The organism is Nocardia sp. NPDC058705, from assembly GCF_042749305.1.
GTDB lineage: Bacteria > Actinomycetota > Actinomycetes > Mycobacteriales > Mycobacteriaceae > Nocardia.
This window is the reverse complement of the sequence record NZ_JBHYRN010000001.1, coordinates 125,398-137,033: the sequence shown is the minus strand read 5'-3', so window position 1 is coordinate 137,033 and position 11,636 is coordinate 125,398. Positions and strand designations below refer to the sequence as shown.

At 67.1% G+C, this 11,636-nt stretch carries 14 protein-coding genes; 7 read left to right on the top strand and 7 right to left on the bottom strand.

The window, feature by feature from the left end; all coding sequences use genetic code 11:
* Nucleotides 1-18: 18 nt before the first annotated feature.
* Both ACFW6D_RS00695 and ACFW6D_RS00690 read left to right on the top strand, forming a co-directional pair.
* Nucleotides 19-966, top strand: a complete 948-nt coding sequence (locus ACFW6D_RS00695) for a MerR family transcriptional regulator (protein ID WP_379323337.1) — start codon at nt 19-21, stop codon at nt 964-966.
* Nucleotides 967-1,023: 57 nt separating this feature from the next.
* Complete coding sequence (locus ACFW6D_RS00690; protein WP_379323335.1) at nt 1,024-1,458, top strand: hypothetical protein; 435 nt, start codon at nt 1,024-1,026, stop codon at nt 1,456-1,458.
* A 16-nt stretch (nt 1,459-1,474) separates the two neighbouring features.
* Here ACFW6D_RS00690 and ACFW6D_RS00685 read toward each other — a convergent pair whose 3' ends face one another.
* From ACFW6D_RS00685 to ACFW6D_RS00660, 6 genes are all read right to left on the bottom strand, one after another.
* On the bottom strand, nt 1,475-1,966 hold the full coding sequence (locus ACFW6D_RS00685) for a hypothetical protein (RefSeq protein ID WP_379323333.1): 492 nt from the start codon (nt 1,964-1,966) through the stop codon (nt 1,475-1,477).
* Nucleotides 1,963-2,373 (bottom strand): NUDIX domain-containing protein, encoded by a 411-nt coding sequence (locus tag ACFW6D_RS00680; RefSeq protein ID WP_379323331.1) that lies wholly within the window; start codon nt 2,371-2,373, stop codon nt 1,963-1,965. The genes ACFW6D_RS00685 and ACFW6D_RS00680 overlap by 4 nt, the downstream gene beginning before the upstream one ends.
* 55 nt (nt 2,374-2,428) lie before the next feature.
* Nucleotides 2,429-2,908, bottom strand: coding sequence for a carboxymuconolactone decarboxylase family protein (locus ACFW6D_RS00675; RefSeq protein WP_379323329.1), 480 nt, complete (start codon nt 2,906-2,908; stop codon nt 2,429-2,431).
* The gene (locus ACFW6D_RS00670) at nt 2,905-3,984 is read right to left on the bottom strand and encodes a dihydrodipicolinate reductase (RefSeq protein ID WP_379323327.1); all 1,080 of its coding nucleotides are present in this window, start codon (nt 3,982-3,984) and stop codon (nt 2,905-2,907) included. The genes ACFW6D_RS00675 and ACFW6D_RS00670 overlap by 4 nt, the downstream gene beginning before the upstream one ends.
* Nucleotides 3,985-4,033: 49 nt before the next feature.
* The gene (locus ACFW6D_RS00665) at nt 4,034-5,116 is read right to left on the bottom strand and encodes a DNA glycosylase AlkZ-like family protein (protein ID WP_379323325.1); all 1,083 of its coding nucleotides are present in this window, start codon (nt 5,114-5,116) and stop codon (nt 4,034-4,036) included.
* A gap of 82 nt (nt 5,117-5,198) precedes the next feature.
* Nucleotides 5,199-5,576, bottom strand: coding sequence for a BlaI/MecI/CopY family transcriptional regulator (locus ACFW6D_RS00660; RefSeq protein ID WP_379323323.1), 378 nt, complete (start codon nt 5,574-5,576; stop codon nt 5,199-5,201).
* 222 nt (nt 5,577-5,798) lie between these two features.
* On the opposite strand from ACFW6D_RS00660, the gene rox reads away from it, so the two are divergent.
* From rox to ACFW6D_RS00635, 5 genes are all read left to right on the top strand, one after another.
* Nucleotides 5,799-7,226 carry a rifampin monooxygenase gene (rox, locus tag ACFW6D_RS00655; protein WP_379323321.1) on the top strand — a complete coding sequence of 476 codons (1,428 nt, stop codon included), beginning with the start codon at nt 5,799-5,801 and terminating at the stop codon, nt 7,224-7,226.
* 102 nt (nt 7,227-7,328) lie between these two features.
* Entirely contained in the window at nt 7,329-8,216 is an 888-nt protein-coding gene (locus ACFW6D_RS00650; protein WP_379323319.1) for an RNA polymerase sigma-70 factor, read from the top strand.
* A gap of 103 nt (nt 8,217-8,319) precedes the next feature.
* Nucleotides 8,320-8,793 carry a flavodoxin family protein gene (locus ACFW6D_RS00645; protein ID WP_379323317.1) on the top strand — a complete coding sequence of 158 codons (474 nt, stop codon included), beginning with the start codon at nt 8,320-8,322 and terminating at the stop codon, nt 8,791-8,793.
* A 33-nt stretch (nt 8,794-8,826) separates the two neighbouring features.
* Nucleotides 8,827-10,062 (top strand): DNA polymerase IV, encoded by a 1,236-nt coding sequence (gene dinB, locus ACFW6D_RS00640; RefSeq protein ID WP_379323315.1) that lies wholly within the window; start codon nt 8,827-8,829, stop codon nt 10,060-10,062.
* A 93-nt stretch (nt 10,063-10,155) separates the two neighbouring features.
* Entirely contained in the window at nt 10,156-10,503 is a 348-nt protein-coding gene (locus tag ACFW6D_RS00635) for a PLD nuclease N-terminal domain-containing protein (RefSeq protein ID WP_379323313.1), read from the top strand.
* Here ACFW6D_RS00635 and ACFW6D_RS00630 read toward each other — a convergent pair.
* The gene (locus tag ACFW6D_RS00630) at nt 10,500-11,579 is read right to left on the bottom strand and encodes a class 1 fructose-bisphosphatase (protein WP_379323311.1); all 1,080 of its coding nucleotides are present in this window, start codon (nt 11,577-11,579) and stop codon (nt 10,500-10,502) included. The two genes, ACFW6D_RS00635 and ACFW6D_RS00630, sit on opposite strands and share 4 nt — an antisense overlap.
* Nucleotides 11,580-11,636 lie beyond the last annotated feature (57 nt).

Genomic DNA, 11,636 nt, shown 5'->3' with positions numbered 1-11,636 from the left:
CACTCTTATGGTCGACCCATGGTCAAGGTGGACGCTCATGGCATGACCTCGAACGCGAGCAACGCAGCGATTGATCCTGGGCCCGCTCGGACTGTCCGACACCGTCGTCCCCGAGACTTCGACCGAGATCGGCGGCGACATGATCTCCACCAGCCAGGACCTGCACACCTTCATCTCCGCGCTGCTGAACGGCACGCTGCTGTCCGGGCCGCGGTATTCGCCGGCGTCACGATCAAAACCGTGCGGCACTACGAGAAGAACGGTCTCCTGGCCGAACCGGCCCGCGACAGCTCCGGCTACCGCCGCTACGGCTCAGCCGAATTGCTGCGACTGGTACAGGTCAGAACGCTGGCCGCCGCCGGGGTGCCACTGGCCGAGATCGGCCCCCTGCTCGACGCCGACGAGGCCGCGTTCGCCACCGAGCTCGCCGACGTCGAACGCCGCCTCACCGAACGCATCGAGGAACTGATCGCCCGCCGCGACACCCTGCACCGCCTCGCCGACGGCGACCGCACCCTGCTGCCCGACCGCGCGGTGGCGCTACTCGCGCGCCTGCCCGAACTCGGCATCTCCGCCGCCGACGTGGCCGCCGCCAGGGACGGCTGGGTGCTCGCCAAAGCCCTTGTCCCAGAAGGCTTCGACGACTACCTCGCCAATGTGGAGAACGCTATCGAGGACCCCGCGTTCCTGGCCGTGTACCGCAACGCCTCCGAGGCATTGAGCTGGGAGCACGACGACCCCCGCCTCGACGACGTCGCCACCGCCGTCGCCGAGCACTACCTCGCCAACCCCGCCCATCTCGAGATCGTGACCGGCCTGCAAGCCCGCACCGAAGCCGCGACCCGCTACAAACTGATCCGCCACCACGGCGAAGAACCGGAATCCACCGCCGCCCGCATGGCCGCGCTCGTCGAAACGAAACTTCGGGCCGCAGGTGTCCGGATTCCCGGAGCGAACACCCGCTAGCCCGTGTTCTGTTGTGCGAGTTGCGCTTTACCGTTCTCGCCAGCACTATCGTCACTCATGCGTTTGTTACCTCTCACTGCCACCGCGGCGATCCTGTTATCGCTGGGCACCGCCACCGCTGCGGCACAACCCGATCCGTCCGATTCCCCGCGCCAGGCAGTGGCCCGCACCTACCTCGACGCCCTGGTCTCCCACGACGCGAGCGCGGTCCCGTTCGCCCCGCACGCCACCCGGATCGAGATGGGTATCCAGACCGGCTTCTCCGGCCCCGGAATGGCCGATGAACTCGACCACGGCCCCCTCCAGCGGTCCATCCAGGGCCTGCGCAACGTCACCCTGATCGAGACCGGCGACCTGGTGACCGCCCACTACCTGCTCGACGCGGGCCTGGTCGGCGTTCGCCTGGCCACTGTGTCGATCACCGAGAAGTTCGTCATCCCCGACGGCACCATCCACTTCATCGAAGCCACCATCGTCCCGGTCGCCGGCTGACAAGGCGTGGGGTGCATCAGATCTGGTGTACCCACGCCACGAAGAACACCCCACCGGCCGCCGCGAGGACGACGGCGGCCGGGATCGCCCACCACGACCGGTCACCGCCCAGCACGGTCCGGGTCAACCGCAACTGCAACCTGCCCGACAGCGCGATCAGCGCGACGAACACCGGCGCGATCAGCACCCCCAGGGCCGCGTGCACCAGCCACGCCCCGACCAAAGTCGGCCCGCCCCACGAGTTCTCGAAATCATCGGCGGCCACCAGCGGATACGCCAGACCGCGCACCAGCACCAGCACGCTGAGCATCGCGAGAAACCAGCCCAGCAACCCGACGCCTCCGGACAGCACCGAGTGGATCACACAGCGCACCAGCGAAAGACTGTGGGCGCCAACGGGTTCGCGCAGCAGCAGTCGCGGCACCCGCAACCGGGTCCGCACCCGGGTGAAAGCCAGTGGCAATGCCAGCAGTTCGTAGACCGCCGACCGTGCCACCGCGGCGATCACCGCAGTGACCCGGCCGCCGCGAGATCGTCGAACAACAGCTGGTCGACCGGTGGCACCGAATCCCGGTCGCCGAACCCGAACCACGCCAACGCCTCGATCTCACTGCTGGCGGTGAGCACGCCCCGATAGTCGGCGGTGTAGCAGGCCATCCGGACAACAGTGTCGTGCCCGTCGGCGAGGGCGGCCTCGTAGGTGCCGACATGGACGGCGCTGTCGGGCGCGAGGTCGACGGTCAGTTCCTCGGCGACCTCACGGACCAGGGTCTGCAGGTCGGTCTCGTCACCCTCGCGTTTGCCGCCCGGGATGAAGAACACATCCTTACCGCGCGGGCGGGCACACAGGATGCGACCGTTCTCGATCAGCACCCAGGCCACCGTGTCGATGAGCTTTTGCGCAGGTTCCACCACGGCCCGCAGCCTAATCGGCCCGGGCGCGCGGCGCTGCGCAGGACCTCGCTGTGGGTCAGTGCCCCGGTAGCACGCACACGGTGTCCAACCCGAGCACACGGTTGAGCCGCCCGAACGCCAACCACGAACCGATGCTCATGCTCAACTCCACCACCTCTGCCTGCGAGTACTCGGCGAACATTCTCGCCCAGAATTGCTCGTCGAGACCGTGATGGTCGATCGCATACCGCTCGGCGTATTCGGCGGCCAGCCTCGTGCGCTCGTCGAAGATGTCGGTGGTGCGCCACGCCGTGACAGCATCGGCGAACTCCGCTTCGACCTTGCGCCCGTCGCGTTCGGTGCGCCAGTCCTGGCAGAACAGGCACCCGTTGATCTGCGCGATCCGCAGCCGGGCCGCTTCGAATTCGCGCAGGCCGAGCGTGGAGTGCTCGTAAACCGACAGCGAGAACGCCGCCGCGGCGACCCCGATGCCGGGCACCATCTCGCCCCACACGTAACCGATGGGATCTTTGCCCTCGGGAATGTCGATGATCATCGTGGTGTCCTTCCGAGTTTGCCGACCGCGGCGCGCAGCGGTACATCGAGTGCGTCATAGAGACCGGGCGGTGCCTCGACCAGCCAGTCGATGGCATTGACCAATCTGCCCACCGCCGTGGCGTTTCCGCCCGCCGCGCGATTGCCCCCTTCGTCGGTCGCTTCGACGCTGACCTCGATGCGCGGGCAACCCTCGATGATCACCCGGTGGGCACCGTCACCGTCGGGTGGTGTCGGCCAGTCCGGTGCGCAGCTCGGATGAATGCGGGTGACGTGTTCGATCACGATGCGCGCCTGCCCACCGACAACGCCCTGGACCTCGAACCGCACCGCCCCCTGGGTGCTCGCGTCGAACACCCCCATTTTCGCGGTCCGCACCGTCTCGTCGAGGGCGCGCCGCTCCACCGTCTCGACGATCGCGTCGAGTTCGACACCCAGCGCCCTGGCCATCAACCGAATCTGGCCGCCCCACACCATCGTCGGCACACCCGCCATCAGCATCGGCGGCTGGTACTCCATCGGCTGCCCCATCCCGACGAGATATCGCACCGAATCGGGCTGATCGTAGGTGGAGTAGTCGAAGATCTCCTGACAGCGCACCACCTCGACGGTGCTCGCGAGCCCGCTGATCAACAGTGGCAGCACATCGTTGCCCCAGCCGGGATCCACCCCGGACACGAACAACGAACCACCGCCCGCCGCAATAGCTTCCAGCACCGGCTCTCGCATTTCGGGGGGTGCATTGCGCGGGTCGTAGAGGGCGTAGAGCGCGGGCGTGACGACAACGGCCCCGGCCCGGATCGCCCGCACGATATCGGCGAGCGCGTCGTCGGGTCGGATGTCCCCGGACGCCGCGTACACCACCGCCCGTGGACCGGCGGCGAGCAGCGCGTCGATATCGTCGCTGGCCGCCACTCCCAATTCGGTGTCGAGGCCGGCGAGCGCACCCGCGTCTCGGCCGACTTTGTCGGGGTTGTGCACGAGCACCCCCGTGAGAACCAGCGCCGGATGGGCAGCCACGGCACGGATGGCCGCGCGGCCGACATTTCCGGTGCCCCAGACGATCGTGGGGATCATCGAGCCACCGTAGCAAGCGCTTGGTTCGGAGCATGGGGTATCCGAATTATCAGCCCACGCGCAGGCCAGGCGACCCCACTGACTCGGCGAGCCGCTTCACCGCCGCGGCCAGCGCGCGCTTGGGAACACTTCTCCCATCGAACATCGACACCACGACCTCGTCACCGACCTGTTCCCAGGTCCCCGCGATCCGCCCGTCGACCAGCACCAGCGGCGAGATCCAGCCCGCCGTCCGACTCACCTTCGACCGGTGTTCGGCGGGCAGCAACACGGTGTCGGCGGTACCCGGTCCCAGTACATACTGGTCGAACGGTCCGAGCAGGTGGAGGCCGCCGTCAAGGGTTGCCGCAGCGAGATCGTCGACCAACTCGCTCGGCATCCACCCGACCCGGCCTTCGACATCGACCTCGGTCAGCGCGTCACCCATCGCCGCGAACCACCCGCGCAGCACGGGTTTACGCACACTGCCGCGACTGAGCCACGTATCGAACGCCACCGGCGTCGCGGGACCGTACGCGCCGAGATAGGCACTGATCAGCAGCGGTGCGGCGATGTCAGGGTCGGGTATGCCCTGCCATCCGGGCATCAAGTCGGCCGGTGCGGTGAAGGTGACTTTGCTGCCGCGCGGGGGCCCATGACACAGCGCGCCCTGCCAGGCCAACGGTTTGAGCACCACACCCCACCCGGACCGCAACTGCTCACCGAGGTGCGCGAACCCGGGTTCGGCGAGCACCGCTTCGACCAGTTCGTCACGCGTCAGAACCTGTCCCGCCAGGACACCCGACACCACCTCCACCAGTGCGCCCACCTGCTCAGGGGTCGCCCCGAAAGTCTTCTGCCACGACGGTTTTTCCCACGTGCGAGCCGATCCGATCAGCGACAACGCCGACGCGGCCTGCTCTGGCACCATCGCGTGCAAGGTCCCGCGCATCGCCCACGTCTTGACCAGCGTGCCTCTCACGAGCGCAGCACTCACCCCAGCCGGTCGGCATTCGCGACTACGCACCGCAACAGCCGTTTCCGCCGCCGCCGCCACCTGCGCCTGCACCCCCACCAGCCTGCCCGCGATGTCCTCGACCGAGCCCACGGTCGGTGCCGCGACGAACTGGCGCCCCAACCGCCAGGCGAACACCTGATCCCCACCCCACACTCAACATGCCGCAGCTCCCTTTGCCGATGCCGCCATCAGATCAGATCGCTCCGACAGGTTCGGGTCAGCTCGCCTCGGTCCGCCGCGCGGCGACCCGTCGCAAAGCCGCACGCAATCCCGCGAATTCGTCATCACTGATCCGATCCACGAAATAGTGCAGAACCAGATCCGACCGCCCCCCGACCCCCAGCGCTTCGTGCATGAGCCGCGCACTGTATTCCTCACGCGTCACCGTCGGCCAATACCGATACGCGCGCCCCTCACGCTTCCTCGCCAACCACCCTTTGCGATGCAAATTATCCATCGTCGACATCACCGTCGTATAAGCGATATCGCGTTCGGTGACAAGCTCGTCGAACAATTCCCGCACCGTCGTCGCATCGACATCGCGTTCCCACAGCCGATCCATCAGCACCGCCTCGAGATCCCCGAAACCACGCACCGCAGACCGACTCCTCACACTTGCCCGAACCGGCTTCACAGTACCGGCACGTCCGCGGTGAGTGTTTCCTTGTCCGCACACAACAAAGGCAAGGAGGAAAACCTCTCCTTGCCACCTTCAATTTATAACGCACCCCGGGGCTTGCGGCAAGGCCCCGGTAGTGCTGCACACTCTTTCGGCGAGCCCGCAACCTGCGCAAACCTGATCGAAGGGGAGTACTTGATGATCGACGTTATCGTGGCCGGTGGCGGTCCGACCGGCATGATGCTGGCCGCGGAGTTGCGGCTGCACGCGGTGAACGTTGTCGTGCTGGAGAAGGACGCGGAGCCGACGAAGATCGTGCGCTCGCTGGGCCTGCACGCCCGCAGTATCGAGATCATGGACCAGCGCGGCCTGCTCGACCGGTTCCTCGCGCTCGGACAGTGGCATCCGGTCGGCGGCTTCTTCGCCGGCATCCCCAAACCCGCGCCCGAACGACTCGACACCGCCCACCCTTACGTCCTCGGCATCCCCCAACCCCTTACCGACCGGCTGCTGACCGAGCACGCAGGCGAACTCGGCGCCGACATCCGGCGCGGCGCCGAAGTGGTCGGACTGGACCAGAACGACGCCGCGGTGACCGTCGACCTGGCCGACGGCACCCGATTGCGGGCGCGCTACCTCGTCGGTTGCGACGGCGGCCGCAGCACCGTGCGAAACTTGCTCGGCGTCGCGTTTCCGGGCGAGCCGAGCCGCAACGACACCTTGCTGGGCGAGATGGAACTGACCGCATCGCCGGAAACGCTCACCGAAGTGATGACCGAAGTCCGCAGAACCCAACTGCGTTTCGGCGCGATGCCACTGGGTGACGGCCTCTACCGCGTCCTCACCCCCGCCGCGACCGTCGCCGAGGACCGCGCGACCGCACCGACCTTCGACGAGTTCACCCACCAGCTGAGCGCCACCGCGGGCACCGACTTCGGTGCGCACTCGCCGCGCTGGCTGTCGCGTTTCGGCGACGGCACCCGCCAAGCCGAGCACTACCGCGTCGGCCGCGTCCTGCTGGCAGGCGACGCCGCCCATGTCCACCCACCGGTCGGCGGCCAGGGCCTCAACCTGGGCGTGCAGGACGCGGTCAACCTCGGCTGGAAACTGGCCGCCGAGATCAACGGCTGGGCACCCGAGGGCCTGCTCGACACCTACGAAACCGAACGCCACCCCGTCGCCGCCGATGTACTCGACAACACCCGCGCCCAAATGGAGCTGATGTCACCGGCCCCCGGCCCCCAGGCAGTGCGCAGGTTGCTCGCCCAGCTGATGGACTTCGACGAAGTGAACCGGTTCCTCACCGAAAAGATCACCGCCACCGGCATCCGCTACGACTTCGGCCCAGGCCACCCCCTCCTCGGCCGCCGCCTCCGCGACATCGCCCTGCACCGCGGCCGCCTCTACACCCAGCTGCACGCAGGCCGCGGCCTACTCCTCGACCAAACCGGAAACCTCTCGGTCGAGGGCTGGTCAGACCGCGTCGACCACATCGTCGACAACAGCGAAGAACTCGACGCCCCGGCCGTCCTCCTCCGCCCCGACGGCCACGTAACCTGGGTCGGCGACAACCAACAAGCCCTCCTCACCCACCTCCCCACCTGGTTCGGCTCAGCCACACCCTGAACCCACGCGAACAGGACGAGCGTTGCAGCCGAACGCATCCGGTTGCGTAGACGCGATGCCGCACACAATCATTCGACGCATGGTGTGTACGCGAGTGACCCGATGACCGAGCTCGACGCGTTCGCGACCTTCCGGCCGCTGCTGTTCACGATCGCCTACGAAATCCTGGGTTGCGCCGCCGATGCCGAGGACGTGTTGCAGGAGAGCTACCTTCGCTGGCGCGACGCGACCGAGGTGACGCATCCGCGTGCGTATCTGGTACAGATCGTCACCCGCCAGGCGATCAACCATCTGCGCACAGTGCGGCGCCGTCGCGAAGATTATGTCGGCACCTGGCTGCCCGAACCGATCCGCACCGCACCCGACGCGGGGCAGGACGTGCTGCTGGCCGAATCGGTATCGATGGCCATGCTGCTCGTGTTGGAAACCCTCGGCCCCACCGAGCGCGCGGTGTTCGTGCTGTCGGAGGTGTTCGGGCACAGTCACCGCGAGATAGCGAACATGATCGACAAATCCGAGGCAGCGGTGCGCCAGATCGCGCACCGGGCCCGCGCGCACGTCGCGTCGCGACGCCGCCGCTTCCAACCCGACTCCGACACCAGCCGCGCGGTGATCGGCCGTTTCCTGCGGGCCGCCAATACCGGTGATGTCGGCGCACTGCTGGAAGTGCTCGCTCCCGACGTCGTGCAGATCTCCGACGGCGGCGGCCGCGTCACCGCCGCACGCCGCCCGATCATCGGTGCCGAACAGGTCGCACGGTTCATGATCGGGCTGTCGCAGAACGCTATGGCGGGCGCGACTGCGGAATTCTGCAGTTTCAACGCGCTGCCCGCGGTGCTCGCCCGATCCGCGAGCGGTGAGCTCGACACGGTGCTCGTGGTCGAGATGAGCGAGGGCCTCATCACCGGCCTCTACGGCATCCGCAACCCAGACAAACTGCAGTTCGTCGATGTGGTCCGCACCCTCGATATCGCCGCCGGTCCGGCCTGATCCAACGCTATGACCGAGGCCACAGTCGGGCCGTGTCACACCCGGACCCTGAGCGGTGTCTCCGAGAGTGTCCAGGTACGCAGCCGAACGAAAGGACCATCCGATGAAGGTCACCCTCGTGTGCAAGTCGGTCTCCCACGGCAACACCCAGCGCGTCGCAGAGGCCATGGGCCAGGTGCTCGGTGCCCGCATCGTTGCCCCCGCCGACATCGATCCGGCAGAGCTCGCCGACTGCGACCTCGTCGGCTTCGGCTCGGGAATCTTCTACCAGAGCTTTCACCCGGAACTGCGCCGATTCGTCGCCTCGCTCCCGACCCGGCACCAGGGCAAGGCCTTCGTTTTCTGCACCAGCGGGTTCGCGGAACCACCCTTCCGCCGCTACGTCACCGCGTTGACCGAGAGCCTCGAACGCAAGGGCTTCGACGTGGTCGACGCCTTCGACTGCCGTGGCCTCGACACCATGCTGCCGTTCAGCCTCGTCGGCGGCGTCAGCAAGGGCCATCCCGACACCACCGACCTCGCGGCTGCCCGCGCGTTCGCCGAAAACCTGCAGGCCAGGACTACCACCACGCGCTGAGACGTCGAACTCGTCAGACCCTGATGCGAACATATGTTCGTGTCCGATTCCGTCGCCCCGCGCCGCCCGCGTATCCAGTCCCGCGCCGAGGCGTCGATCCTGCACGCCGACCTGGACTCGTTCTACGCCTCGGTCGAACAGCGAGATCAGTCGTGGCTGCGTGGCAAGCCGGTGATCGTGGGTGGTGGGGTGGTGCTGGCGGCCAGTTATGAGGCGAAGGCGTTCGGGATTCGGACGCCGATGAACGCGGGTCAGGCGCTGCGGTTGTGTCCGCATGCGATCGTGGTGCCGCCGCGGATGTCGGCCTATGCCGAGGCGAGCAAGGCGGTGTTCGCCGTATTCAACGACACCACACCGCTGGTGGAGGGGATTTCGATCGACGAGGCGTTTCTCGACGTCGGCGGGTTGGGGCGGATCAGTGGCGAGCCGATCGCGATCGGCCACCGGTTACGCGCGCAGGTGGCCGATCGCGTCGGTTTGCCCATTTCCGTGGGCATCGCCTGCAACAAATTCCTCGCCAAAGTCGCCTCCGCGGACGCCAAACCCGATGGATTACGCCTGGTCGAACCCGGCAAAGAACTCGACTTCCTGCACCCACTGCCGGTCGAACGATTATGGGGCGTCGGCAAAGTCACCTCGGCGACCCTGCACGCCAACGGCATCACCCGCATCGGCCAACTCGCCGAACTCGGCGAACCCCACTTGCGCGCCATCCTCGGCCCGGCTGCCGCCCGTCACCTGTTCGCCCTGTCCTGGGCCCGCGACCCACGCCGCGTCGAAACCGGCAAACGCCGACACTCGATCGGCGCCCAACGCGCCCTCGGCCGCCACCCCCGCGAACCCGACGAAATCGCCGCCTACCTCGACGGTCTCACCGACCGCCTCGGCCGCCGATTGCGCGCCGCCGAACGCGTGTGCCGAACAGTGGTGCTGCGCTTACGTTTCGACGACTTCACCCGAGCCACCCGATCCCACACCCTCGTCGAAGCCACCGACTCCTCGGCCGCCATCCGTCACGCCGCCCGCCTACTCCTCGACACCGCCCAACCACTGATCACCGAACGCGGCATCACCCTGATCGGCCTTTCCCTGACCAACCTCGACGACGCCGACACCATGCAGCTCACCCTGCCCCTGGAACCCCGCGCCGAGAACACCCTCGACGCCACCCTCGACGACCTACGCCGCCGCTTCGGCTCCACCGCCGTCACCCGCGCCGCACTGCTGCGCAGCGGCGAGGGCATCTCGGTCCCACTGCTGCCCGATTGACCCCGAACTCGCGGGGAGTCCGTAGGTACGGCATTCTGTCTGCCCGGGGGGCTCGCACGACAGCTGTCCTCCGCCACCGAAAGGACAACCGCGATGCCCTACGCCGTCATCGGCTTTCTCACTTTGGCCCTGTGGGTGTATTGCCTGGTCGACATCGTCACCAGCCCCGACGCCGGCATCCGGCACCTGCCGAAGATGGGCTGGATCATCGTCGTCGTCCTGATCCCCACGATCGGCGCGCTGCTGTGGTTGTTCGCGGGCAGGCCCGTCGGCGAGTCACGTCCGGTCTCGAATACCCGGTTCGGTGAATACGACCGCCCCGGCCGCCAGGTCGCGTCGAATCCCGACGACGACGAGGCCTTCCTGCGCGGCCTGCGTGAGCGCGCTGAACAGCAACGCCGCGAGGCCCGCAGGCAACAGGAAGAACGCGACAAGGACTAAGTGCGCTGGTCGTGCTTGGCTGGCCGGAACAGCGACCGCGTCCCGAACAGTGAACTGTCGAACCGCTTGTCCGCGTCCGGTTCCCGGTGATAACGCTCGATGCGCAATACCTCGTTGCGGGAACCGAAGATGAACGGCACCCGCTGATGCACGTCGACCGGCGCCACCTCCATCATCCGCTCGTGCCCGGTCGTCGCGGCCCCACCGGCCTGCTCGACGATGAACGCGATCGGATTCGCCCCGTACAGCAGCGAAACCCGCCCCGGCACCGCGGGATTGCGCGTATCGCGCGGGTACAGATAGAGCCCACCCCTGGTGAGAATGTGGAACGTGTCAGCCACCAGCGACGCCACCCACCGCATATTGAAATCACGCCCCCGCGGCCCTTCCACACCCTCCAAACATTCCAGCACATACCGGCGCACCGGCCGCTCCCAGAACCGCTCGTTGGCGGCATTGATCGCGAATCCTGAAGTCTTGTCCGGAATGCGCATCTGCGGATGGGTCAACACGAACGCCCCGATCTCCCGATCGAGAGTGAACCCGTCGACCCCGCTGCCGGTGGTGAGCACCAACATCGTCGCGGGCCCGTACAGCGTGAACCCCGCGCACACCTGCTGCACACCCGGTTGCAAGAAGTCGCTGTCAGAAGGTTCGGTCTGCCCGCCGACAACCTCCTGCGGCGCCCGCAGAATGCTGAAAATCGACCCGACCGGCAGATTCACATCAATATTGCTCGACCCGTCCAACGCGTCGTAGGCCAGCAGATACTTCCCCCGCCGCTGAGTGGCGGGCAGCATCGTCGCATGCTGCTCCGACAACAACCCCGACAGATGCCCCGACCACTGCGTCTGCCCCACCATGATCTCATCGGTCAACACATCGAGCCGCCCGCTCACCGACGCATCGTCGCCCACCCCCGACCCGACAATCGCCCCCCGCGTCACCTGATTGGCAATGATCTTCGCCGCCGTCGACACCACATTGATCAGCGCCGAGAACTCCCCTGAGGACCCGGGATGCCGATGTTCCTCTTCGATCGTGTAGCGGGTGAGTGTTTTCAATCCATTCGGCATTCGATCCCGACCCCCTGTGAAATCCGGTGCGTCCCTTGGACTTTCCAGAATGGCTCA